At 43.4% G+C, this 24,830-nt stretch carries 22 protein-coding genes; 14 read left to right on the top strand and 8 right to left on the bottom strand.

The window, feature by feature from the left end; genetic code table 11:
• Positions 1-1,152 (bottom strand): tRNA (adenosine(37)-N6)-threonylcarbamoyltransferase complex transferase subunit TsaD, encoded by a 1,152-nt coding sequence (gene tsaD / locus NTX44_01680; protein ID MCX6120312.1) that lies wholly within the window; start codon positions 1,150-1,152, stop codon positions 1-3.
• A gap of 90 nt (positions 1,153-1,242) precedes the next feature.
• Here tsaD and rpmB point away from each other — a divergent pair, with 90 nt between their 5' ends.
• The 11 genes from rpmB to NTX44_01625 all read left to right on the top strand — a co-directional run bounded on the left by rpmB (position 1,243) and on the right by NTX44_01625 (position 14,177).
• Positions 1,243-1,437 (top strand): 50S ribosomal protein L28, encoded by a 195-nt coding sequence (gene rpmB / locus NTX44_01675; protein MCX6120311.1) that lies wholly within the window; start codon positions 1,243-1,245, stop codon positions 1,435-1,437.
• Between the two features lie 132 nt (positions 1,438-1,569).
• Complete coding sequence (gene pgsA, locus NTX44_01670; GenBank protein MCX6120310.1) at positions 1,570-2,193, top strand: CDP-diacylglycerol--glycerol-3-phosphate 3-phosphatidyltransferase; 624 nt, start codon at positions 1,570-1,572, stop codon at positions 2,191-2,193.
• Positions 2,150-2,680, top strand: a complete 531-nt coding sequence (locus tag NTX44_01665; GenBank protein ID MCX6120309.1) for a phosphatidylglycerophosphatase A — start codon at positions 2,150-2,152, stop codon at positions 2,678-2,680. The genes pgsA and NTX44_01665 overlap by 44 nt, the downstream gene beginning before the upstream one ends.
• A gap of 5 nt (positions 2,681-2,685) precedes the next feature.
• The gene (locus NTX44_01660) at positions 2,686-3,939 is read left to right on the top strand and encodes a competence/damage-inducible protein A (protein MCX6120308.1); all 1,254 of its coding nucleotides are present in this window, start codon (positions 2,686-2,688) and stop codon (positions 3,937-3,939) included.
• Between the two features lie 4 nt (positions 3,940-3,943).
• Positions 3,944-4,507 carry an RNA 2',3'-cyclic phosphodiesterase gene (gene thpR, locus NTX44_01655; protein MCX6120307.1) on the top strand — a complete coding sequence of 188 codons (564 nt, stop codon included), beginning with the start codon at positions 3,944-3,946 and terminating at the stop codon, positions 4,505-4,507.
• A 14-nt stretch (positions 4,508-4,521) separates the two neighbouring features.
• Positions 4,522-5,595, top strand: coding sequence for a recombinase RecA (gene recA, locus NTX44_01650; GenBank protein ID MCX6120306.1), 1,074 nt, complete (start codon positions 4,522-4,524; stop codon positions 5,593-5,595).
• Between the two features lie 239 nt (positions 5,596-5,834).
• On the top strand, positions 5,835-10,652 hold the full coding sequence (locus NTX44_01645) for an FG-GAP-like repeat-containing protein (protein MCX6120305.1): 4,818 nt from the start codon (positions 5,835-5,837) through the stop codon (positions 10,650-10,652).
• A gap of 78 nt (positions 10,653-10,730) precedes the next feature.
• Positions 10,731-11,369 (top strand): RecX family transcriptional regulator, encoded by a 639-nt coding sequence (locus NTX44_01640; protein MCX6120304.1) that lies wholly within the window; start codon positions 10,731-10,733, stop codon positions 11,367-11,369.
• A gap of 3 nt (positions 11,370-11,372) precedes the next feature.
• Entirely contained in the window at positions 11,373-12,422 is a 1,050-nt protein-coding gene (locus tag NTX44_01635) for an AI-2E family transporter (GenBank protein MCX6120303.1), read from the top strand.
• A gap of 6 nt (positions 12,423-12,428) precedes the next feature.
• Positions 12,429-13,496: an AI-2E family transporter gene (locus NTX44_01630; GenBank protein MCX6120302.1), complete on the top strand. Its 1,068-nt coding sequence runs from the start codon at positions 12,429-12,431 to the stop codon at positions 13,494-13,496.
• A gap of 12 nt (positions 13,497-13,508) precedes the next feature.
• Complete coding sequence (locus NTX44_01625) at positions 13,509-14,177, top strand: ribonuclease H-like domain-containing protein (protein MCX6120301.1); 669 nt, start codon at positions 13,509-13,511, stop codon at positions 14,175-14,177.
• 207 nt (positions 14,178-14,384) lie between these two features.
• Here the strand turns inward: NTX44_01625 and NTX44_01620 are convergent, their stop codons facing one another.
• The 6 genes from NTX44_01620 to NTX44_01595 all read right to left on the bottom strand — a co-directional run bounded on the left by NTX44_01620 (position 14,385) and on the right by NTX44_01595 (position 20,005).
• Positions 14,385-14,531, bottom strand: coding sequence for a hypothetical protein (locus tag NTX44_01620; GenBank protein ID MCX6120300.1), 147 nt, complete (start codon positions 14,529-14,531; stop codon positions 14,385-14,387).
• A gap of 70 nt (positions 14,532-14,601) precedes the next feature.
• The gene (locus NTX44_01615; protein ID MCX6120299.1) at positions 14,602-15,573 is read right to left on the bottom strand and encodes an NAD(P)-dependent alcohol dehydrogenase; all 972 of its coding nucleotides are present in this window, start codon (positions 15,571-15,573) and stop codon (positions 14,602-14,604) included.
• A 21-nt stretch (positions 15,574-15,594) separates the two neighbouring features.
• On the bottom strand, positions 15,595-15,729 hold the full coding sequence (locus NTX44_01610; GenBank protein MCX6120298.1) for a hypothetical protein: 135 nt from the start codon (positions 15,727-15,729) through the stop codon (positions 15,595-15,597).
• Positions 15,722-16,948, bottom strand: a complete 1,227-nt coding sequence (locus NTX44_01605; protein MCX6120297.1) for a hypothetical protein — start codon at positions 16,946-16,948, stop codon at positions 15,722-15,724. Before NTX44_01605 ends, NTX44_01610 begins: the two co-directional genes overlap by 8 nt.
• 223 nt (positions 16,949-17,171) lie before the next feature.
• On the bottom strand, positions 17,172-17,870 hold the full coding sequence (locus tag NTX44_01600) for a hypothetical protein (protein MCX6120296.1): 699 nt from the start codon (positions 17,868-17,870) through the stop codon (positions 17,172-17,174).
• 62 nt (positions 17,871-17,932) lie between these two features.
• Positions 17,933-20,005 carry an RNA-directed DNA polymerase gene (locus NTX44_01595; GenBank protein MCX6120295.1) on the bottom strand — a complete coding sequence of 691 codons (2,073 nt, stop codon included), beginning with the start codon at positions 20,003-20,005 and terminating at the stop codon, positions 17,933-17,935.
• Positions 20,006-21,029: 1,024 nt separating this feature from the next.
• Here NTX44_01595 and NTX44_01590 point away from each other — a divergent pair.
• From NTX44_01590 to NTX44_01580, 3 genes are all read left to right on the top strand, one after another.
• Complete coding sequence (locus NTX44_01590; GenBank protein ID MCX6120294.1) at positions 21,030-21,776, top strand: hypothetical protein; 747 nt, start codon at positions 21,030-21,032, stop codon at positions 21,774-21,776.
• Positions 21,777-22,652: 876 nt separating this feature from the next.
• Positions 22,653-22,826 carry a hypothetical protein gene (locus NTX44_01585; GenBank protein MCX6120293.1) on the top strand — a complete coding sequence of 58 codons (174 nt, stop codon included), beginning with the start codon at positions 22,653-22,655 and terminating at the stop codon, positions 22,824-22,826.
• A 99-nt stretch (positions 22,827-22,925) separates the two neighbouring features.
• Positions 22,926-23,633, top strand: coding sequence for a polysaccharide deacetylase family protein (locus NTX44_01580; protein ID MCX6120292.1), 708 nt, complete (start codon positions 22,926-22,928; stop codon positions 23,631-23,633).
• A gap of 1 nt (position 23,634) precedes the next feature.
• On the opposite strand, the gene NTX44_01575 is transcribed toward NTX44_01580, so the two are convergent.
• Positions 23,635-24,759 (bottom strand): PP2C family protein-serine/threonine phosphatase, encoded by a 1,125-nt coding sequence (locus NTX44_01575; protein MCX6120291.1) that lies wholly within the window; start codon positions 24,757-24,759, stop codon positions 23,635-23,637.
• Positions 24,760-24,830 lie beyond the last annotated feature (71 nt).

Here is a 24,830-nt window from a genome sequence, read left to right as displayed (position 1 = left end):
TTAATTCAATTGGAGGTTCGGTTCAGCTGTGAGTTCAAGATTTGAAATGAATCCTTTGCGCATGCGTTCATATCCAGCTTGTGCCACCATCGCGCCATTATCCGTACAGAAATCTAATCTGGGAATAAAGAGATGCAGATGATTGATTTTTGCTTCTCCTTCGAGACGACGGCGTAGTTCAGAGTTTGCCGATACTCCGCCGCATACTGCAATATCGTTCACCCTGTATTTTATTGCAGCAGCGATCAACTTATCAATCAGTACATCGACAACTGCCGTTTGAAAACTTGCGCATACATCGGCAACAAATTGTTCGTTCCCTTGTGCAGTTTTATCAAATCCAACTTTACGCAAATAGTACAGCACAGAGGTTTTCAAGCCACTGAAGCTGAATTGATGCGATCCTTCTTCAAGATAGGGACGCGGAAACTTGACGGCGTTCGCATTTCCTTTTGCAGCAAGCTTGTCAACAAGCGGCCCGCCTGGATAACCGACACCGAGCATTTTTGCTACCTTATCAAAGGCTTCACCTGCCGCATCATCCATTGTCTCACCCAGCAATTCACATTCAAAATAATCCTTTACCAATACAAGCTGCGTGTGCCCGCCGGACACGGTGAGGTTGATGAAAGGAAATGACGGTTTTGGTTCTTCAATCATATTTGAAAATATGTGTGCTTCCATATGATTGACACCGATGAATGGAATGCCAAGCCCCATCGCCATTGCCTTCCCGAAACTTAAACCAATCAAAATTGATCCGATAAGTCCTGGACCATAGACTGCGGCAACTGCATCTAACTCTTTTTTTTCAACCGAGGCTTTTCGAAGCGCTTCTTCAACAATCGGGACAATGATCCGTTGGTGCGCTCGCGATGCAAGTTCCGGCACTACTCCCCCATGTTCTGAATGAAAGAGCTGCACTGCCGTAACATTTGAGCGGAGCTCTCCATCCTGCACGAGCGCAGCAGAAGTTTCGTCACACGATGTTTCGATTCCTAAAATGATCATACTAATTGTAATGATAACCAAATTTGATTCTTTGTGCAACGGAACAACTGAAATTGTCTGCTCGAGCATGAACCATGGCTCATACAGAAATTTGAGCTTGAGAACAGCTTTTTTATGAATGTATTCTTCTTGATGCATCATTGTTCATTGCGGAATTTCTCCTTGCCTCTCGTGGGTTTTCTCATTATATTGTTTGGTAATTGAAAAACATTGAAATGAGTGGAGTAGCACATGGCAAGAATTTGTGAAGTGTGTGGCAAGAAACCGATGGCAGGCAATCACGTCAGCCACGCACATAATCGTGTTCCAAGACGTTTTCTCCCCAATCTTCAGAATGCACGAGTAAAGCTGGCATCTGGCGCTGTCAAAAGCATTCAGGTCTGCACAAACTGCATTAAATCCGGGAAGATTCAAAAAGCAGCATAAGTCTTTAGGGCATTGTAAATTTTTGAAATCCCGCCCCCTCAGCGGGATTTTTTGTCAGCCGCCTATGAGAGGCAACCATGACGGCGAGCGTTTATCTATCGGTAAATTCGTCAGGAATATTGTCTTCGAGCGATGAAATTCTTTTCACCACCAAATCAATTGACCTTTCTGAGAATTTTACTCACTCCGGTGTTTCTTGTCTTCTTGTTATCTTCCAATTCCATTTTACGTCAGTGGTCGCTTGCAGTTTTCATTTTCGCCGCCATTACCGACTGGTATGATGGATGGCTTGCGCGGCGCTGGGGGTATGTTACTCAATGGGGAGCATTTCTCGATCCGTTAGCTGACAAAGTCCTTACATCAGCTGCACTGATAGCGTACGCGTATCTCGGATTAGTATCAAGTTGGATGGTATGGATCATTGTCATCCGGGATGTCGTCATCACCGTACTTCGCTCGTATGCAGAGTACAAAGGCAAGCCGGTCGATACATCCAAGCTGGCGAAGACAAAAACTTTCGCACAATATGTTCTCATCTATTATCTCTTGTTTTTATATGTCGCGCAAAATACTCCATCGATTGAAGAACAATTTAGCGGACTTATTAAAACGCTCCTCAATTATTCTTTCATTAATTCTGCAATGCTGATGATCACCGGCATTACTTTGTGGACCGGTATCGTTTATATAATCGACAATTGGAAAACCATCCGTGAACTCTACGAGTCCTCAAACAAATTTTCTGAACCCGAATAAAAATGTGACGGCAGTTGAACCGTCACTTGCCACAAAGGTATTTGCATCTGCTCTCTTCTCCGGATATTCACCCTTCGCATCCGGCACAGTCGGCAGCGCTGTAGCACTTGCAATTTATTGTATCCCCGGATTTGAATCACCTCTGATCATCGGCATAACAACACTCGTTGTATGCATTCTCGGTATTCCAGCAGCGGAGGCTATGGAAAAATGGTACGGTCATGATCCAGCCGAAGTGACCATTGATGAAGTTGTCGGAATGTGGATTTCGCTCTTTCTTCTTCCAAAAAAAATATATGTGGCGCTGGCGGCATTCGTACTCTTCCGGCTTCTTGATATCATCAAGCCGCCCGTGTCACGGCGGTTCGATTCCATGCACGGCGGCATAGGCATTATGATGGATGATGTCATTGCCGGTGTTTATGCAAACGTCATCCTCGAGCTTGCATTGATGATTCCAGTGATCAAAGGATTATTGCTGAGATAAAGACAATGAAGGCAGAGATCATATCGATCGGCGATGAATTGCTCATTGGTCAAGTTATTAATTCCAATCAGGCATACATTGCGGAAAAACTCAACTCCGTTGGCATCTTTGGCGACAAGATGACAACGGTTGGCGACGATGAGCAGGAAATTCTTTCGGCGTTCCAAGAGGCATACGCGACTCATGATGTCATCACCGTCACCGGCGGATTGGGACCAACCCATGACGATATTACACGCAGCGTCGTTTGCAGGTTCTTTCAGACGGATTCCATTATAAACGACGAAGCTCTTGAGAATGTGAAACGAATTTTTGCGCAGCGAAAATCAGCTCCTCGTAAAATCAACGAAGACCAGGCTCTTGTGCCGCGCGGATGCATTGTCATTCAGAATCGGCTCGGCACTGCACCGGGATATTTCTTCGAGCGGGATGGAAAGTATTTCATCGTCATGCCCGGCGTACCTTACGAAATGAAGGCAATGATGGATGACTTCGTCCTTCCCTTCTTCGAAAAACACAAAACCGGATTGATCATTCGCCATAGAACTTTAAAGACAACAGGCATCGCTGAATCATTTCTCGCCGAACAAATTGGCGACGTGCATAAAATATTTTCTCCGGACTCCGGCATCACCCTGGCATTTCTCCCAAGTTCGCTTGGTGTGCGATTACGTATTACAGCCAAAGCGAATTCTGTAGAGGAAGCTGAAAATAAAATTCGCGGTGTTGAAACAGCGCTCCGTGGTACAATTGATAAATTTATTTACGCGGCCGGTGATGTGGAATTAGAAGATACCATCGGCAAATTACTCAGCGAACGCAAGTTGACAATTGCTATTGCCGAGTCCTGCACCGGCGGATTGATCGCAGATCGAATGACGAATGTATCGGGATCTTCGAATTATTTCGAGCGCGGCATTATCACGTACAGCAATAAATCAAAAACGGATGAACTTGATGTGCCATCAGAACTTATCAGCCAGCATGGCGCAGTGAGCCGGGAAGTAGCTGAAGCAATGGCGCTTGGTATTCGTACCAGATCCAATACTGATATCGGTATCTCGACTACCGGTATAGCTGGCCCGACAGGAGGTTCAACGGAAAAACCCGTTGGACTTGTCTGGATTGGATATTCCGATAAAGACAAAACATTTGCGCTGCAATTCAATTTTGGCGGCGGACGAAGAATTATCAAAGAACGGGCGGCTCAAGCGGCTCTGGAATTGGTACGGCGAAAGATTTTGAAGATCACGGATTAATTCGATGCCCGGTATTCGAACATTTATTGCGCTTCCTACTCAGTCAAATGCCCAACAGGCGATCGCCGAGGTTCAAGCAAAACTGAAAGCGACACAAGCGAATGTGAAATGGGAGTCGCAGGATAAGTTTCACATCACGCTGGTGTTTTTAGGAAACGTTGAACAATCAAAGCTCGAATTACTTTCGGCAGCACTGGCAAAGTCAATTCAACAATTTCCATCATGTGCAGTTACATATGAATCCATTGGCGCATTTCCCAACATACACAGCCCGCGCGTTGTTTGGATCGGCACAAAAGCCAACCAAACGGTCCTTGATCTTCAAACGGCAATAGCCAATGTATGTGCAGAATTCGGATTTCCCAAAGAAGACCGTGTGTTTCATCCGCATATTACACTCGGCAGAGTGAAAGAAACTCGTAATTTTGTTCGCTTGACTGAAGCGATAAAAACCATTACTTTTGAACCTATTGAAACACGTTGCTCGGAGATTTTGCTGATGAAAAGTGAATTACGTCCGGGCGGTTCCATCTACACAATTTTGAAATCATTCCCACTTCACACTTAACCGGAGAGAGGTCCATGTCCGAAACTATTAAAGAATCAAAAATGCAAGCGCTCAAAATTGCCATCGATCAAATCGAAAAACAACACGGCAAAGGTTCTATTATGCGGCTTAATGAAGGGCCCATTGCCAAGATCGATGCAATTTCCACAGGATCTATTTCGCTGGATGCGGCACTTGGCATCGGCGGTGTACCGCGCGGACGTGTCATCGAAATCTATGGCCCGGAATCCTCCGGTAAAACGACGATTTGTCTGCATATTATTGCTGAAGCGCAAAAGACCGGCGGATTAGCGGCGTTCATCGATACAGAGCATGCGCTGGATATTGCGTACGCAAAAAAATTGGGCGTGGATGTTAACAATCTTCTTCTTTCTCAGCCGGAGTTTGGCGAGCAGGCGCTTGAAATTGTTGAAACGCTTGTGCGCAGTAATGCCATAGATATTATCGTCATCGATTCCGTCGCGGCATTGACACCGCGGGCAGAAATAGAAGGTGAAATGGGCGACCCTACCATGGGAGTTCAGGCAAGGTTGATGTCTCAAGCACTGCGCAAACTTACATCCGCAATCAGCAAATCGAAAACCAGCGTCATGTTCACAAACCAGCTTCGCCAAAAGATCGGCGTGATGTTTGGAAATCCGGAAACCACAACCGGCGGCAACGCGCTCAAGTTTTACGCGTCTGTTCGAATGGATGTCCGCCGCATCGAAGCAATCAAAGACGGCACCAACGTCATCGGTAACCGGACACGCGTGAAGGTTGTAAAAAATAAAGTTGCACCGCCGTTCAAAGAAGCTCAATTTGACATTCTCTATAACGAAGGAATTTCCAAACTTGGCGACTTGATCGATACAGCAGTTGAAAAGAACATTATCGTGAAAAGCGGATCATGGTTCTCCTATAAAGAGGATCGCATCGGACAAGGGCGCGACTCGGTAAAAGTATTTCTTCAAGCTAATCCAGCTGTTGCGAAAGAAATTGATACGGAGCTCCGCAAACAGCTCGGACTGACAAGTGAAGAACCGAAACCGGCTGCAGAAAAAACAGAAGCACATGCAGCTGCCGCAACAAAGAAAAGTAAAGCATAATCACGATAAGTTGATAACGAATCTTTTTTAGAAAACAGAGAACTAATTCGCCAGATATCTGATTATATAAAGAGTATTTTTCTCATCGTGTCACGATTCTTTCGGGATCAGAATATAAGCTGCATATACTGAAGAACTACACAGTCGTCGGGCAAGAGTTAAACAAGAATTGATACAACTTTTACACAACCTCAATAAAAAGCATTCGATAATCAACTTTTAATTAGGGATGGGGAAAAATGATGAATCGATTCTTGCTTACACTACTAGCTTTTATTCTCAGTTCAAACCTGATTGCACAAAACCAAGTTGCGACCCAGAACGCAACAAATGCGCAGCAGAAAAAGTATTTTTCTATTCAAAAAATAACAGCGGGTGATGGGACAACGTTTGATAGGATTACCATTGCTGGCCCGCCAAAGCCACCTCCAGGTTTAGTGCGAGTCACAGCATCAATGCTCCGATCGAATAAAACTGTCGGTATAAACATGATTACGGAAGTGCCTGCATTCGACTGGAGTTTTGGCTGCTCTCCTACTTCAGCAGCTATGATAGCTGGATATTACGACAGACATAGGTATGGCAATATGTACACAGGGCAAACCAACGCTGGCGTCATGCCGCTAGACAATAGTTCTTGGCCATCAGTAGTGATCAATGGAGATACTAATAAACAGTGTCCATTGAGTGCCACGCAGAATGGACTGGATGGACGGACAACACGAGGACATGTGGATGATTATTGGATTTTATACAATGCGAAGGGACCAGACCCATTTGTGACCAATGGCTGGGAAGAACATACTCTGGGAGATTGTACAGCCGATTTTATGAAAGCGAACAAATGGATTGTACCAGATCCCAATGGATATAATTTAGATGGTGCAACAATCTTCAATTTCAGAACCGATAACTTGCCGGCGACACCCTGGAATATATTAGTTTGGAATGTAGAAAACGAAGATGGTGGATACGGTATAAAACTTTTCTATGAATCCAGAGGTTATACGGTCACAAACATGTACAATCAGTATATTGATGGACACAATGGTCTTTCTGCTGGATTTACATTTGCCCAATACAAAGCTGAAATCGATGCCGGTCGACCGGTTATGATCCACCTTAAGGGACATACGATAGTCGGTATAGGATACGATGATGCAACCAATCTCGTGTACCTTCATGACACATGGGATTATAGCACACATACAATGACCTGGGGAGGCACATATAGTGGATTACAACAAATAGGAGTAACAATAGTTCAACTAGGCGTGCCGGAAATAGATATCCGGGGAAACGGTAATTCCATTACTAATGGAAATACAATAGCAACGGTAACTAATGGTACGGATTTCGGTTCGGTAAGTATTGGCAGTAGTGTGAAACACGAATTTTTGATATATAGCACAGGTGATGATACATTGCGGTTGACAGGTTCGCCTATCGCGCAAATCAGTGGCTCAAATGATTTTACTGTGACTTCTCAGCCTTCAACGACATCTCTGGCTCCAAACAGTTGGACCACTTTAACTATACGATATAATCCGAGTGGGCCAAGTATACAATCGGCTACAATAAGTATTGCCAACAACGATTTTAATGAAAATCCATATAACTTTACAATTCAAGGAACCGGAAACACCTTACCCATTATCGTCTCCTACACCCCAACCTGCAATGCACTCAATGTTGCGAAGAACGCAAATATCATTGTTACTTTTTCAAATGATATTATTTCTCCCACACTTAACAATTCAACAATTAAAATCAACGGTTCTCTCAGCGGCTTACATTCAGCTACATACAACTATAGCAGTTCGACTAACACCGTAACGATAACGCCAACTTCGCCTTTTAAATACGGCGAGGTTGTTACAACGACATTGACACGCGGTATTAAAAATGCGGCAGGCGATTCGCTTACAAAGAATTATACACTTAGCTTTACGACGCAAAGCAATGGAGGCACTGGTAAGTATATACAAACCTCCACGCCATTTGCTGGAATAAATCCAATATCAGTTAAAGCAGGAGATTTTGATGGTGATGGTTCTCTTGACCTTGCAATTGTAAATAACGGTTCCAGCACGGTTTCCATCCTCTTGAATAATGGAAGCGGCTTATTTACAAAGAACTCCGCTCCGAGTGTTGGGAGTAATCCCGCTGAAATCACATCCGGAGATTTTAATAGCGATGGTTCTCTTGACCTTGCAATTGGAAATAACGGTTCCAGAACGGTTTCCATCCTCTTGAATAATGGAAGCGGCTCATTTACACAAACCTCCATACTGAGTGTGGGGGGCTTTCCAAGATCAATTATATCCGGAGATTTCAATGGCGATGGCTCTCTTGACCTTGCGGTGGTAAATAGTGATTCCAATATGGTTTCCATTTTCTTGAATAATGGAATCGGTACATTTACAAAAAACTCCTCGCTGAGTGTTGGGAGTTATCCGGGTTCAATCTCAGCTGGAGATTTCAATGCTGATGGCTCTCTTGACCTTGCGGTTATTAACCAAAAAATAAATAGTTACGGTACGGTTTCCATTCTACTTAATAATGGGACTGGCACATTTACACAAACCTCCACGCTGAGTGTTGGGAGTTATCCGAGTTCAATCACAGCTGGAGATTTCAATGCTGATGGCTCTCTTGACCTTGCGATTACAAACAATAATAATAGTTACGGTACGGTTTCCATTCTAATTAATAATGGGAGTGGCACATTTACACAAACCTCCACGCCAAGTGTTGGAAACTCTACAACCTCAGTTATAGCAGGAGATTTCAATGGTGATGGCTCTCTTGACCTTGCGGTTGCAAATAGTAATTCCAATACGGTTTCCATTCTCTTGAATAATGGAAGCGGTACATTTACACAAACCTCCACGCCGAGTGTTGGAAGCTATCCAACCTCAGTTATAGCAGGAGATTTCAATGGCGATGGTTCTCTTGACCTTGCAGTTGCAAATAATTGGTCCACCACCATTTCTATTTTAAAGAACCTGAGTATCATTCCTGATCCCCCAACGGGTCTTGTTGTCACGGATTCCTCAAGACAGACTATTGCTATTAAGTGGAGAAAGAATACAGAGTCAGACTTCTTGCGTTATCGTATCTATCGCGGTACATCACCAAGTCCTACAATAAAAGTGGATTCAACGATTGGAGGAACAGCGGATACATCGAAGACATTCACAGGACTAGTGAATGGTACAAGATACTACCTTCGAATAACAGCTATCGATAGTGCAGGAAATGAAAGTGGGTACTCGAACGAAGTAAATGGAGCACCTGCAGATCGAGTTGCCCCTGCTCCACCACAGGCACTTGTTGTTACAGATTCTTCTAGTCAAACTATTACCATTAAATGGCAAAAGAATACAGAGTCAGACTTCTTGCGATATCGTATATATCGTGGCACATCATCAAGTCCACCAATAAAAGTGGATTCAACAATAGCCGATACGACAAAGATGTTCACGGGATTAACGAATGGTACAAGATATTACCTTCGCATAACAGCCATCGATAGTGCAGGAAATGAAAGTGGATACTCGAACGAAGTAAATGCAGCACCTGCAGATCGAGTTGCCCCTGCTCCACCACACAACCTTGCTGTTACGGATTCATCTAGTCAAACTATTACTATTAAATGGCGAAAGAATACAGAGTCAGACTTCTTGCGATATCGGATTTATCGTGACACTTCGCCAAGTCCTACACTAAAAGTGGATTCAACAACTGGAGGAACAGCAGATACGTCGAAGAAGTTCACAGGTTTAACGAATGGTACAAGATATTACCTTCGCATAACAGCCATCGATAGTGCAGGAAATGAAAGTGGATACTCGAATGAAGTAAATGCAGTACCTACAGATCGAGTTGCCCCTGCTGCACCGCAGGCACTTGTTGTTACGGATTCCTCTAGTCATACTATTGCTATTAAATGGCAAAAGAACACAGAGTCAGACTTCTTGCGTTATCGTATCTATCGCAGGACATCATCAAGTCCTACAACAAAAGTGGATTCGACGACTGGTGGTATAGCAGATACGTCGAAAACGTTCACCGGATTAACAAATAGTACAAGATACTACTTCCGTATAACGGCGGTAGATAGTGCAGGAAATGAAAGTGGATACTCGAATGAAGTAAATTCAGCACCTGCAGATCGAGTTGCCCCTGCTCCACCACAGGCACTTGTTGTCACGGATTCGTCCAGCAAAACCATCACCATAAAATGGCGAAAGAACACAGAGTCAGACTTCTTACGTTATCGGATTTATCGCAGCACATCGCCAAGTCCTACAATAAAAGTGGATTCAACAATAGCCGATACGACAAAGATATTCACGGGATTAACGAATGGTACAAGATACTACCTCCGCGTAACGGCGGTAGATAGTGCAGGAAATGAAAGTGGATACTCGAACGAAGTAAATGCAACAACTGCTGATCGAATCGCACCTGCTCCACCACAAGCACTTGTTGTTACGGATTCTTCTAGTCAAACTATTGCTATTAAATGGCAAAAGAACACAGAGTCAGACTTCTTGCGATATCGGATCTATCGCAGCACATCGCCAAGTTCTACAATAAAAGTGGATTCAACAACTGGAGGAACAGCGGATACATCGAAGACATTCACAGGACTAGTGAATGGTACAAGATATTACCTTCGCATTACAGCCATCGATAGTGCAGGAAATGAAAGTGGATACTCGAATGAAGTAAATGGAGCACCAGATGCTTCACTTTCTGTTGAGCTTGCTGCACTTAATGTACCAACAGTATTCTCACTTGAACAGAATTATCCCAATCCCTTCAATCCGACAACAGTAATCGGGTATCAGCTGCCAAAATCCAGTTATGTAAATTTGAAGATTTATAATTTATTAGGGTGCGAAATAGCAACTCTTGTAAACGAACAAAAGTCGGCAGGAACATACATATATCAATGGAACGCGGCAAATAGGCCAAGTGGGCTTTACTTTTACCGTTTACAAGCAGGTTCGTTTAGCGAAACAAAAAAATTAATTCTATTGAAGTAACCGGCAATTCTTTATTAGGACTGCACCATATAAGGGATTGTCGAAAAAGAATTGTAATATTAATACTAAGTAATTACATTGATTATTACTAAAATCAAAAGATTGCGCGGAAGGCGCCAGCGGTACAGCGTGCATCTCGACGGCGTACCGGCATTAGAACTGAGCGATTGGACGATCGGTAAGTGCGGCTTGCGTACCGGCGATGATCTTGATGAGCCATCTGTCGACAAAATCAAATCGACGGAAGCTGAGACGCAGGCGAAAAATATTGCGATCAATTATTTGTCGTATCGACAGCGAAGTGCAAAAGAGATTATCGATCATTTGATTAAGAAAGGTTTCGAGCGAGCGTGTGCTGAAGATGTAACACGCCAGCTTCAATCCGCGCGCATGGTGAACGATCTCGAATTTGCCCGCTTATTTGTGCGTGACCGGCTGAAACGAAAACCAACGGGTCAGGCACTTTTGCGGATGCAACTGCTTGCCAAAGGAATTACATCGTCCATGGCCGATATGGTACTTGCCGAGTTGATTTCACCGCAGAGCCAGCAGGCGTCTGCACTTCAAGCGGCAAAACGTAAAATTCAATTGACGCACTACTCAAAAAAAAGTATTGACGAAGAGAAACGAAAAAAACGTCTTCTCGATTTTCTTCTTCGCCGCGGATTTTCTTATGAGATTGCACTCAAAACTATTCACACCACACTGGATCGCTAACCGATGCTTGCTTCAGCTTCCCTATCGAACAAACCATTTCTCAAAGTCATTGCGTTCTTAGGACTTATTATTTTCCTTTTCTGGATCGCGTCGTTCTTTCCTGATCTTGTGTTAACGTTGATCCTGTCCACTCTTATAGCGTTCGTACTCAAACCGCTTGTTCGTATCTTAGAATCCAGACTTAATCTGAAACGCGGAGTTGCTATTGGTGTGGTCTTCTTCCTGGTGGGAGGAATTGTTGTCCTTACATTGGTTGAAACAATTCCGTTCCTGATCGCCCGCCTCCGGCTGATGTATGAGCAGCTACGGCAATTTCCATTTGAAGCGAAGTTGACCGTGGCAGCAAAGGAAATGACAGCACACATGCCTTTTGTGAATTCCTCAACCATTGATAGTAAGGTTCACGAGTTTATACAGCGGATCATTCTCTCTGCCGGCGATGCAACGAACACTGCGGTTTCTTATCTGGCAAATCTTCTCATCATTCCCTTCATCACGTATTTCATTTTAGCAGAAGGCGACATTGGGATAAAAACATTTGTGGAGAAAATTCCGAATAAATATTTTGAGATGTCGCTGAATATTATGGACAAGGTCGGGAAAGAACTTGTCTCCTACCTGCGAGGGTTGATTCTTGAGTGCAGTATTGTCGGAGTAATCTCAATCATAGGATTCATGATTATCGGTATTCCTTATGCAATCATTATTGGTGTGCTGACGGGAATTGCCAACCTTGTTCCGTATCTTGGGTTTATTGCCGGTGCCTGCCTTGCGCTCTTCGCATCTTTGACGCAGACGGGCGATTTCAGGATGGTGTTACCGATTGTAATTCTCACCGGAATCGTCCGGCTTATCGATGACCTTGTCCTGCAGCCACTGTGTTTTGGCAAGTCGCTGGATATGCATCCTGTCGCGGTGGTACTCACACTTCTCATCGGACATCAACTCATGGGAGTTTCAGGAATGATCATTTCCATTCCTATCGCAACGATTCTTCGCGTGTCAGCAACGGAAACATACTGGGCTTTGAAACACTACACTATCACAGCTTAAAAGATCATGTCAACAGAACACAAACGTCTCATGATGGCAACATCCAATAGGCCTTTGGTAAAGGTGCTCCTCCTTCTTGGAATCATTATTGGCGGGTTCTGGATTAGTTCCTTCTTCCCGGATCTGGTTCTGACACTCATCATCTCCATCCTTTCAGCGTTCATTCTTCGTCCCCTTGTCGCTTTCCTCGAATTCCGATGCGGCATACGTAGAATATTTTCCGTGAGCATTGTTTTTCTTCTTATTGGCGGCAGTCTCATCTTGATGGGTATTGTATTTATTCCAATGATCATTGAACGGCTCCAAATATTGTACGATGGATTTAAGAACTTTCCATTTGACCAGAAATTGAACGAAGCCGCTATCAGCTTAACGGCGAATATTCCATTCCTCGATCCGGAAACAGTGACGCAAAAAGTACATGCGTTTGTTCAAAGCGGATTAGAGGGATTGAGCGGGTTCCTCGCTTCCGCCGCCGGATTTCTTGTGAACCTCGTTATCGTCCCTTTCATCACGTTCTTCATTCTTGCTGAAGGCGATACAGCAGCCAAGAAATTCATCGAGCGGGTTCCCAATAAGTACTTTGAAATGGTTCTCAATGCGCTCGATAAAATTCAGAAAGAGCTCGTCGGCTACTTGCGAGGCTGGATTCTCGATTCTGTTATTGTCGGCGTACTGAACATTGCCGGTTTTTATCTGATCGGTGTGAATTACGCAATTCTACTCGGCATTATCGCCGGAATCTCAAATCTCATTCCGTATGTAGGACCGTTCTTTGGCGTTGTTCCGGCGATTCTGATTTCTCTTTCACAATGCGGAGATTTCAGGCAGGTATTTCCCATTCTCGCTGTCTCGATCATTCTGATGCAGCTGCTCGATAATATTGTCATTCAGCCGCTTTGCTTTTCCAAGTCGGTCGATATGCATCCGGTGACGGTGATTTTAGTTCTCATCATTGGAAACTCTATGATGGGAATTGCCGGTATGCTGCTCGCCATACCGATTGCAACAATTCTTAAGTCATCAGCTGTTGAAAGCTATTGGGGGTTGAAAAACTACCGCATCACTGCTTAGAAAGGGGATACTATGTCGCACGTCGTGCTTGATATTGAAACCCTTGGCTTCCCTGTCGAATCGTTTGATGAAATCCAGCAAAAATATTTACTGAAGTTTGCTGAGACAGATGCAGAACGTCTTGAAACAATCCAGAAGCTCAGTCTCTACCCGACCACCGCACAAATTATCGCCATTGGCATGTTGAATCCTGAAACGAATCGCGCCAAGATTCTTTTCCAATCGGATGAGAAGCTGGATTATCATTCGGATGATGAACTCGTGCATTTCAAATCGGGAAGCGAGAAAGAAATTGTTGAACAGTTCTGGCTGGATATCGGACATTATGACCAATTCGTGACGTTCAACGGGCGCGGATTCGACTGTCCGTTCTTGATGCTGCGCTCTGCGATTCTCCAGGTCCAACCGACACGCAACCTGATGCCGTACCGGTACGATGCGTCCATTCATTGCGATTTGCTTGAACAATTCACGTTTTACGGTGCACTGCGCAAGTTTAATTTAGATTTCTATTGCAAGTCTTTCGGCATTGAAAGTCCGAAAGCGCATGGCGTAACCGGATTGGATATGAAACAATTAACTGACGAGAAACGATTTCGAGAAATAGCGGAATACAATCTTCGGGATTTGCAGGCAACGGCTGAGTTATTTAGAAGATGGGAAAAGTTTTTGAGTGTGTGAATGGTTCTGTAGAATCCGATCACCGATCGGATCGTTCACTCGCAATTGTCCGATGTGATCATCCTTCATCATATCTTCTCATCGTAGGATCCGATCACCGATCGGATGATTAATCCAGGAATGTCCGATGTAATCATCGGACTCTACTCTCTCTTTTTGTGTCTTACCGGTTTTGAATGGGATGGGATCAACCTTTATCGATTCTTTTCACCGTAGAATCCGATCACCGATCGGATAAAACATCCACAATTGTCCGTTGTGATCTTCGGATTCTACGCTTTCCACTCCACAATCTTTTTCATCCCAAGGCTTATCGTCAGCTACGTAGCGTCCGACTCGCAGTCGGACATTCAAGTTCTTTTCCTGCTTTTTGTCCAGCTACGAGCTGGACTCTACACTTTCCATCTCCAACATCCTGAGCGTATCATACTCGTTCTTCCATAGTTATTACTACCTTCCCTCGAGCATGTCCTGCTCCAAGATACCGAAGCGCTTCGGCTGCCTCTTGTAACGGATACCGTCTATCGATAACGGGGATGACTTTGCCCGCTTCCAGAAGCTCTTTGAGAATAAGCAAATCTTTTTGGCTTCGTTTTGCCGATACGCCTCCCATTTTCCTGCCGCCTTTTTCCGACATCCACGATCCCAAGAGCATAGCCTGGAAAATTTGTGCCTTGGATCCTCCCGCCATCACATAAATACCTTTGGGAGTTAAGGCGCGCTTATAAGCTGAAAGCGGATGATATCCGTTTGCAGCAAAAATGAGGTCATACTGCTGACCGCCTTGGGTAAAATCTTCTTTGGTGTAATCGATCACATGGTCTGCCCCAAGCGAGCGCGCCTGATCCACGTTCCTCGTGCTGCACACGGCGGTCACTTCAGCCCCGAATGATTTGGCAATCTGCACCGCAAATGTTCCCACGCCGCCCGAGGCACCATTGATCAAAACTTTTTGTCCTGCTTGAATCCGCCCTTCATCGCGCAGGCCCTGCAGAGCAGTGACCGCCGCCATAGGTACGGCTGCTGCTTCCTCGAACGATAGATTGGACGGTTTCAGCGCCAATCCATCTTCAAGAGCACATGCATACTCGGCAAAACCGCCCCGCACCATCCCGAAGACCTCATCACCCGGCTGAAACTGCTTGACGTTTTTTCCAACCGCTTCAACCCGGCCCGCTATGTCGGCGCCGAGTCCAGTAAATTTGGGTTTAAGCAGTCCCCCGCCCATCAGACGTAACAAGAATATGTCAGCGGTCAGGAAATGCCAGTCATATGCATTGACGGACGCCGCATGAATCTTTATCAGGACTTCATTCTTCTTGGGCGCAGGTTTCTCGATGTCCTTGAGTTGAAGAACATCCGGCGATCCATATTTTGTGTATACAACCGCTTTCATAAATATTCCTTCAAGATTACTTTAATTTTTTCGAGGCTTTCTCCACTCAAAATACTTCACCTTCACCACCAGCAGCCGATAAATCTTTTCTTCCTTCTGGATGAGCCGAGCTTGTTTATCCGCCATCTTGTTGGGCGGGAGTGCTTGGTTAGACATTTTCCCTTCGTTTAATAGAAATTGCTTCTGCAACTGGCTGAAGGAACTGAGGTATTTTTCCATCGTCATTGTATATAGATTTACACTCTCCAAGCGTTGGATGATCAAAACGATGTCTGGTGATTTCAAAGCATTTATGTAAGAATTCCCCTTTGTTTGTAATGCCAACAACTTGAAGCATCTCTCCCCTGATAGGAAGACTTGATATTGCGTGATATCTTGAGATGTCATCTGGCATTTTCCTAATCCATGCTTCAGAAACAAAATACATGCAATACGGATTCTGACTTGCTAAACGGTCCGCTATTTCACGCCAGAATATAAATTTTACGGCGCTATTGTAGAATGCTGCTGAAATGAGGTCGATCAGATTCATCTTCGAGTCAAAAGAGAAAAGCATTGGTATATGGTATCCATCATGGATGAATAATTCTGCTGCATTATTCGAGAGGATTTCCATACCAACTTCAAAGTTATCTATCTTTTTAAAACGCTCCCGTTGTTTATCTAGAAGCTTTTTATTGGCCTTGAATCCGGGATCTCTATCAATTCGAAAAGCCTTGAGTTGTTTAAACTCTTGGCCTTCCGAGTCTATATAGCGGATATGACGTGAATCCTTTAACCCAGTGTCCATTTCTATTGGTTCGGGAATTTCAGTCGACAGAGTTGATCCTACTTGATTACAAGCTTCTTTGCAGATTTGATACTGGTGATAATATATCATATTGAGAACCCATAATAGCTCTTCATTGGGGAGCGTATTTGCTGTCCACCGGCGTTCGACTTTTATCGCCCATTCATCATCAGAAATAAAGGTCAATTCCGTTTTCAAATAGTTATAGATTTCTGTTATTGCTACGAAGAGATATTTATCTTCTTGAATTTGAACAACTGTATCCTGAGCTTCAATGTACGATCTCACCAAAGATATTTTGATAAAACTAAATAGATCAAGATCGCCCATCTTCTCAATTACATTTCTTGAGTCTTTAGCCCACAAGAGAATTTTATCATGTTTCCAAAATAAAGTTGCCTGCTCATACCACTTATCAAAATCTGGGATTTCATCCTTTTTCTTTTGAATAATGAAAGTCACCGTTCTCGAAGTCTGAAGAAATTGATTTAAGCTCAAGCGAAACCGCTCAGGCTCAAAATAATACCTATGGCAGGTGTTGAGTATCATCGATAAATCCTTCAACCGCCTTTCCCAAGCTTTCATCAATTTCCTCGAAAAAGTTTAACGGGCTGGCGCAAAGCTGCGACGTTGATATTTTTCACCTTATTGATAATGAAATGAACTCACGTTCCTTACTTTCAAATTTAGTATCGCACTTCGCGTGATTCAATCACTTGGACAAGTTGAGTTTGCTTACCCGCCATCTTATTTGGCGGGAGCGCCTGGTTAGGTTATGTTTTGTTAATATTCATATTGAAAATTCTTTTTAGTGAAGATAAATTCTACTGATGACTCTTCTGGATTCTGAAGATTGAGTCTCTTGAACTAATAGTTCAAGTTCCTTTCGCCAAGCATATACAGGTATTTTATTCTGTTGCTGACTTGTTGGTTGAACAGGAAAATGTTCATCAAGAAGATTAATGGTTTCTTTTATCATATATGTCTGGTCTTCATTAACGCTAGAGAGATCAACAGCACGTTGGAGAGTGTGGTCTATATCGAGCAATTGCTCCTTGACTTGGTGTGGAGACATATCGTTGATATTTGCAGCAAGAGAATCAACTTTGTGTATAACAACTTTTAGAATTCCAGGAACAGCCGTACGTCTCTCAACTCGAAATATTTGAGACTCGTTGGGCTTGAAATCGTGGATAACCAATTCGTTTAATTTTTCTGCGACCATCTTAGCGTCTTTTGCAAGATATTCGACCCCACTACGGAATTCACCATAGTTGCCAATGCCAATATAAAGAGTACCTGCAATCCAAAGCCAACTTTTAAGAGAGCCTTCTTCATAGTCTGAGATTATTTGAACTTTCATCTTATAGATGTCAGATATCACAGGTATTACTCTTTCACGTATTGAAGAGAGCTCCTTTAATTGTGATTCTGTTGCGGTAAATGGGTTAAGATGCACATATCCGACCGACAATATCGTTCCAGTATATTCTGATTTGATCTTCATTTATATTTTCTCTTAGGAAATTGGTACAAAACACGTTCAATAAAAAGGCAGCTTTTAGTATTTCACCACTTTCTCCAAAGCTCATTATATCCAGACGAGAGTAGTGTCTTAAGCCTAGGAATTTCTTTAAAACGAATTGGTCGAGTTATTCGTCCTGATCCTCTTGTTATCGCATGACTTAGATCTGATTCGAGGCGACGTTTATGTATTGTGATAACTGCATTGTACAATAAAGGATATTTATGTGCAAACCTACTACCGGCTTGCATGACTGAACCAAAATTACCAAGGATACGATTACCAATTGTACTATCATGCTGAAAAAGCCTATCCAAAATTAAATCATTAATTGTGTCAGTTAGATTCACCCAGGCAGTTGCATCTGTTTGCGCATAAGCAGCCCAACGTACAATTTTACCGAGGATATCGGTATATTTATTGCCACAAATATTCTTCCAACGTATTCCTGCAGTTCGATTTCCTAGTGTGGAAATAATGAAGCGAGATAATATGCAAACTCCTTCAACGACTCTTCCAGTTTCACCTGCATTGCGAAGACCATATTGCCCTATGATATTAATTTCACCGAGATTGCCTGCAGGATGAAGTGCTGCACTAAGAAGATGCTCAACTGCAACTACTGACACATCTGGCGATCGATCTCGCATTAGTAAATCAATTAAATTCTGGTAAGAAGGAATACCGATTAGAGAAATATTAATATCACCGATAATTGCTGAACGAACCCACCAACTTTGACTCCAAGAAACATTGTACTTGGCTTGAGCCCATGTGAGTTTACCGTTTTTTAGAAGCACGCCGACAACAACAGCTCGAAGCTCGGGATCGCTCGTAAGAAATCGACCATTAAGACGAGATCGACAATAATTGTATAAATTAGGTAACTGCTTTTTATTTAGATTATCGCGCACAGATCGAATAAGCGAAGCAGAGAATGAAGCATAAAGATCGTTCGTCTTAAGTAATTTAATACACAGAGAAGATACCTTTGAGGAGAGTTTGGGTGCTCTCGTTAAGTGGCCAAATATTGAACGATAGAGATGTGGTTGCTTCTCAACAACCTTTAGAAGACGCTCAGCAAGTTCAGCTTTTGGTGCGGCGCGACCAAGAACATATTTGAATCGAGTTTCATTCGAAACTTTATATCGTGGTGTTAATTTGACAAGTCTATCTCTAATTGATTTCTGATTTGGATCAAAAGACATTGCTTCCCATTCAGGAGGATGACTTATGCTTTTAATCTCCTCATCGATGTTTTTAACTTTGTGTATTTCTATCTTTCCACTTTGAGGGAAAAGACCAATTTCTTTACTGCTTTTATCAAGCTTGACAAGTTCACTTCGAAGCGAAGATTCTGATTTTGAAAAAAGTCTGATGTCATCAACATAACGGAAGTAGGTAATTTGTCTTGGATTGCGCTTATCTTCATCAAAATGCCTTAAAACAACTTCAGATAACAATCCAGAGGGTAATGGGCCTTGAGGAATACCATGACCAATAAATATTGGACGTTCATTTTGTGCCACAGTCCAATGAAGAAGACAATCACAAAGAAACTTGCAGAACTCCTTCTGAAGACCAAGCTTTTCAAGAAAATGGCAGAGGACTTTATGATCAATTGAATCGTAACAAGCAGTAAGGTCAAATGAAGCTGAATAGATAAAACCACGATCTACTGTATCTCTGATGACTTCAGAGAACGCTCCGTATCCTTTTCGCCAATCTTGATAGAAATATAGACTTTTTTTGCCAGCATATAAGTTTCCGAAAATACTTTTTTGATATCTTGAGCCAACTTGTCTTACCAGCTTATTAGCCACAATATTGACCAATGCTTGGTAAACTATCTGATCTTCTACACAAAGAAGAGAGTAAGGTCTCAGGATACCAGACTTCTTGGGGAAATAAAATTTTGTAGCATAAGATGGAGTAAAGGTTTCTTTGTTTAATCTATTACGCAAGTACTGAAGAGATCGTGGAATTGTAATTGCATAAGCTCGATAGATATGTCGGAAGTACTGCTTATATTCTCTATTCGAATTTGTTCTAGTCCACAACCATGCTTGTTCAATATTTTCTTGTGAAAAAGCCTCCTTTAAATCAGAACTTAGCATAGCCTATCCCCATACTTCGACGCTTTTATTCTACTAATGAATGCTGCCTTATTATTTCAAAACGCAACCTAATGGATGACCAGCCAGACTTTGTCTATATATTGTTCGCAATAAACACAAAAAGCCTCCATCGTTCTTTTCCTAAAAGATCGTTGGAGGCTTCTCGAAATTTTTTGTAACGCGCTTTGCCCGGTAGAATAAGTCCCTGGATGGACTTTCTGTTCTTGTTGTGAAATTCTATCAGAGGTAAAGTTGAATCCCGAACTCCCAACGGGTACAACCTGCAAAACCACCGTTATGGTAACAATGCTTTACTTGAGATGCAAGTGAGCAGAAGAGCCAATGAGCGAATAAGCCAGTAAGCAGTTGAGCCTATGAGTAGTTAAGTCTTTGAGTCTATGAGTTGTTGAGTAGAAACAGGTAAGCAGAAGAACTGAGGCGCTGTTAAGACCAAGAGATATTGATATTATGAGAGTATGAGTAAATAAATAGTAGCGGCTATGAGAGATTTCCACCAAAGGCGGATGCGCCCGCCTGCCAAAGTGGAACGGCGGGCAGGCCTCTGGCGCAGAGACATTGAGACTATGAGTAAATTAGTCAATGAGCCTTTGAGTAAATGAGTAATAGATGACACGACTCTTAAAATTTATTCTCGATCCCAAGTTCTGCTTGGGATTGAAACTTACAGAAGCTCCGCTTCCACGGTTATTTCGAAGCAGGTCCTTGATATATTAGCTATTATAATGTCTGCGTTTTTATAGCATCCGGCTAACGCCGGAATGATTTTATACGCTCAAACGGAGTTTGGGAACGAGGTTATGAATAAATGAGTCTGTGAGTCTATGAGTATGTGAGCAGATGAGCCTATGAGCAGTAGCGACTATGAGAGATCCAGGATCGGTCAGGACGATCACCCAACAAGTCAGCGTGATGGTGGGTTGCGTGGAACTCACTAAGGACAAATGTATGTTTTATATGAAGACGAAAATGTTTATAATAATAGCAAGTACTATACGACATATTTATGTTCACTTTATACATCGCTCTCATCCTATTCTTCGCTCATCCGCCCGGTGCAAATCATCTGGCACGCGGTGATGAATACTATCTTGCTCTCGACAACAAGAATGCATTGACGGAATACGGACAGGCATACAAAGAATCCCCGACAGATTATACTACGCTCCTCCGGATGGTGCGCATCTATAACGACAACGGAAAAATTCATCTGTGGAACGATAAAGTGTCGGAATCGGAATACCGCACAGCCGTCATGTATGCAGACTCGCTTGCGCATTATTATCCCGACAGTGCGGAGACGCAATTCTGGAACGCTCTTGCCAAAGGAAGTCTTCTGCCCTTCATCGGAGTTTGGAAGAAGATTGCCATGGGGAAAGAAGTAAAGCAGCATGTGCAGAAATCGCTGGAGCGGGATTCAACGTTTTCATATCCGTATGTCATTCGTGCCATCTTCGAACGGGAAGGATCCAAGCTCAGTTGGATCGAGAAAGGCATTGTCCGCGTAGTGTTCGGCGAAAACCTATCCGGAACGCTAACGGCATCGGAACAGAATCTGAAAACCGCACTGCATTACGATCCGGCTAATTCATACGCGTATTTCGAACTTTACTTGACCTATCAAGCGATGGGAGATACGGGGCAAGCCGCCTCTTCCCTGCGTCACATCCTGGCAATGCAGCCGAAAAGCCTTCGCGAGAAATACCAGCAGGATGAAGCACGGCAGCATCTTTTAAAACTCTCCAAACAATAATTACCGTTTAACTATATCCATACGCTGTGGTGTCGGGAATTTCTTCCCGACACTCTCAAGGATCGGTCAGGTCATCCACACAATAAACCGACGAGCAAACCGATCACGGATACAAAGTCATTTCACCAGACCGAACTGCAACCCCACCCTACCCCTCCCCTATAGGGGAGGGAAAAGGGAGGGGTTGGTTTTACTTTGCTGGTTCTGTCGGTGGATTCTTCGGCGGCGGAGTTTCTGGCCTATGCCGCACACCCGTATCTTTAATTTGTTATATCGGGAGTTGTTTCCCGACACTCACTAGGAATAATAATTGATGTGTTTTCGGGGTTGTGGGCTATTTTCACAAAGTTAATTATTTTAAAGATAGATTCCCGATAGAATCATTCGGGAATGACAAAAAGAAAGAAGAATGTCATTCCCGCGGATTGTAAGCGGGAATCTAAAATAGCCCACTATCTTTTTTCGTAGAACTACGTCTTTTTTAGGATCGGTCAGGACATTCACACAACAAGCCGGTAGGCAAATCGATCGCGTCTATACTGTCATTCCATAAAACCGAACCCCCCATATCCCCCCTTCAAATTGAAGGGGGGAAGTTCCGATGCAGTTCAATCGGAACGGGGGGTTGGGATTCGTTTTACTTTGCTGGTTCTGTCGGTGGATTCTTCGGCGGCGGATTTTCTGGCCTATGCCGCACACCCGTATCCATAATTTGTGGTGTCGGGAATTTCTTCCCGATACTCTCAAAAAAGTACTGACTGCACTGTAAAAGAAATTTTGAGTTAGCACTTGACAATTGTATAGCAAGTCAGTATCATCTTGCAGGTACCTGAATTCATTAGTTTATTCTTCTTACATAAACATAAGGAGGGGTTAATGAAACCTGCAAACGTACAACTGCCGAAGGAGCTAAAAACAAGCAAGATGCTCCAACGAAAACTGGAAAGCACTGAGTTTAAGTTAAAACTCAGAAACCAGATCACGAATCGTCAACGCATTGGCTTGAGTGTTACAGCAGGCCATGTTCGAGGAGGACATTCATTCCACTAAACACGAATTCAAAGTGAACTTACTATGTGCCTCTTGCTTTCTAAGAGGCATTTTTATATACACACCTTGCTCTTTTAATTTATGATATCACTCTTCCAAATGATCCTTCTTCTTTGTGTTGTTTTACTGCAGCCTCAACAAGCCAATGCGCAGGTATTATTCCATGGTTCCAGACACGAAAAGAAGATTGCACTGACGTTCGATGCGTGCCCTTCTTATACACACGGCGGATTTGATGAACGTATAGTCAAAACTCTTATTGATTCCGGTGTGCCTGCAACATTGTTCCTCAGCGGTAAATGGATTGTCAAACATCGAAACATTGCAAAGAAACTTGCACTGGTACCGGGATTTGAGTTAGGCAACCATAGTTATTCACATCCGCATTGTACGACAATTTCAGATGACAGCATAAGGCAGGAGCTTGAACGAACGGAAACTCTGTTGAAGAGTATTGCTGGAACTTCGTCAAAACTTTTTCGCCCTCCGTATTGCGAGACAGATCAGCGAGTTGATTCCATCACACAGAACATTGGGCTTACCACAGTAATGTACGATCTCGCATCCGGCGATCCGGACTCTACAATCTCGAGAGAACGCCTTATTCAGTACGTTGCCACAAGCGCACGAAATGGTTCCATTATCGTCATGCACATAAATGGCCGGGGCTGGCACACAGCCGAGGTTTTACCGGAGATTATTCAAGCGCTTCGCGCTAAAGGATTTATATTTTCTAAAGTGAGTGAGTTACTGAAGACACAGAAGAGTGTAGATTCGTCTGCTACAACCAGGAAGAACCTGAAATGAGTTATGTCCGTTTCAAAAGCACAAATGTAGTATCGTCTCTCAGATCCGCTCCTGCGCGATGCCGGGTGAGTTCGCTAATAATATGCTGACGCATTTGTTCCACTGTTTCTCCTGCGCAGTATTTGACCAGATCAGCAATTCTTTCCAGTCCATATTCTTTTCCATCCGTATCGACTGATTCGATCACGCCATCTGTAAAAAGGAAAAGCACATCGCCTTGTTCCAATTGAACAGACTGTGTTTCTAATGAATTACCAAAACAATTTGTCTTCTGCTCAGATCCAGTATCGCCGTTAGATGAGGGCGCCATCCCCACAGCAATGCCATTGGGCTTGAGCCATGTAATAGACTTATCAGCTGCCCGGCACAAGAGAGCCGGCGGATGACCTGCACGGCACAATTCCACTTTTCCATCGGAAAGCAGTTTTACCAAGAGAAGTGAAAGGAAATAATTTCGTTTCAGCTGTCCGAACACATGCGAATTAAGCCGAATGAGTAATTCCCGAGGATCGTTCGTTTCAGCTGTATAGAGCTGAAGAGCCGTCTGCATCTTTACGACATACAACGCCGATGAAATACCTTTCCCGGACACATCACCAATGACAGCCAGCGTACTGCTATCCGAAAGATTGAGAATATCATAATAGTCGCCGCCGACCTGCTTTGCCGCTTCGCTATGCGCGGCGAGTTGATATCCCGGAACGATCACATCGCTATCCGGCTGAAGACTCAGTTGAATGTCCCGTGCAATACCCAATTCATCTTTTGTAATCAGTTTGTCGGCAAGCTCCATTGCTAATAAAAATGTAACAATGATAAAAGAATAGACCGCAGACGCAGTCTTGCCTTCCGACACTGCAACGATAATAAACACAAACGCGATGGCATACATCAACCGCCGCGGCGGTGTAAGTTTCAAGAGGAAAGCAACGAAGAGATGCCACACAAATTTAACCGATCGTTTTATTCCTCTTCGCTCCCCCTCAACTGATTTTATGCTTCTTGTATAGAATTCGTACATCCCGCGCATATCTTCATTCAGTGATTTATTTAAATCATCCCATGTGAGATCGCGGGTAAGAATATTGTGCAAACCTTGAAGAAAACGAGGTATTCTTGGGGTCATGGTGTTACTATTTGATTTTTTCTTCACGCACAGTAATACGGCGGTACTGGAAAAAAGTTCACTCTAGGGAA

It is taken from the genome of Ignavibacteriales bacterium (genome assembly GCA_026390575.1).
In the GTDB taxonomy this organism is placed as follows: domain Bacteria; phylum Bacteroidota; class Ignavibacteria; order UBA10030; family UBA10030; genus Fen-1298.
This window is presented reverse-complemented; position numbering and strand designations above follow the sequence as displayed.

Bases quoted from the DNA above. Each gene is read 5' to 3' on its own strand.
- tsaD (MCX6120312.1), bottom strand. From the start codon at position 1,152: ATGATGCATCAAGAAGAATACATTCATAAAAAAGCTGTTCTCAAGCTC.
- NTX44_01610 (MCX6120298.1), bottom strand. From the start codon at position 15,729: ATGTCTAACCAAGCACTCCCGCCCAACAAGATGGCGGATAAACAAGCT.
- NTX44_01580 (MCX6120292.1), top strand. From the start codon at position 22,926: ATGATCCTTCTTCTTTGTGTTGTTTTACTGCAGCCTCAACAAGCCAAT.
- NTX44_01595 (MCX6120295.1), bottom strand. From the start codon at position 20,005: ATGCTAAGTTCTGATTTAAAGGAGGCTTTTTCACAAGAAAATATTGAA.
- rpmB (MCX6120311.1), top strand. From the start codon at position 1,243: ATGGCAAGAATTTGTGAAGTGTGTGGCAAGAAACCGATGGCAGGCAAT.
- NTX44_01590 (MCX6120294.1), top strand. From the start codon at position 21,030: ATGTTCACTTTATACATCGCTCTCATCCTATTCTTCGCTCATCCGCCC.
- NTX44_01615 (MCX6120299.1), bottom strand. From the start codon at position 15,573: ATGAAAGCGGTTGTATACACAAAATATGGATCGCCGGATGTTCTTCAA.
- NTX44_01635 (MCX6120303.1), top strand. From the start codon at position 11,373: ATGCTTGCTTCAGCTTCCCTATCGAACAAACCATTTCTCAAAGTCATT.
- thpR (MCX6120307.1), top strand. From the start codon at position 3,944: ATGCCCGGTATTCGAACATTTATTGCGCTTCCTACTCAGTCAAATGCC.
- recA (MCX6120306.1), top strand. From the start codon at position 4,522: ATGTCCGAAACTATTAAAGAATCAAAAATGCAAGCGCTCAAAATTGCC.
- NTX44_01600 (MCX6120296.1), bottom strand. From the start codon at position 17,870: ATGAAGATCAAATCAGAATATACTGGAACGATATTGTCGGTCGGATAT.
- pgsA (MCX6120310.1), top strand. From the start codon at position 1,570: ATGAAATTCTTTTCACCACCAAATCAATTGACCTTTCTGAGAATTTTA.
- NTX44_01645 (MCX6120305.1), top strand. From the start codon at position 5,835: ATGATGAATCGATTCTTGCTTACACTACTAGCTTTTATTCTCAGTTCA.
- NTX44_01625 (MCX6120301.1), top strand. From the start codon at position 13,509: ATGTCGCACGTCGTGCTTGATATTGAAACCCTTGGCTTCCCTGTCGAA.
- NTX44_01660 (MCX6120308.1), top strand. From the start codon at position 2,686: ATGAAGGCAGAGATCATATCGATCGGCGATGAATTGCTCATTGGTCAA.
- NTX44_01575 (MCX6120291.1), bottom strand. From the start codon at position 24,759: ATGACCCCAAGAATACCTCGTTTTCTTCAAGGTTTGCACAATATTCTT.
- NTX44_01605 (MCX6120297.1), bottom strand. From the start codon at position 16,948: ATGAAAGCTTGGGAAAGGCGGTTGAAGGATTTATCGATGATACTCAAC.
- NTX44_01585 (MCX6120293.1), top strand. From the start codon at position 22,653: ATGAAACCTGCAAACGTACAACTGCCGAAGGAGCTAAAAACAAGCAAG.
- NTX44_01630 (MCX6120302.1), top strand. From the start codon at position 12,429: ATGTCAACAGAACACAAACGTCTCATGATGGCAACATCCAATAGGCCT.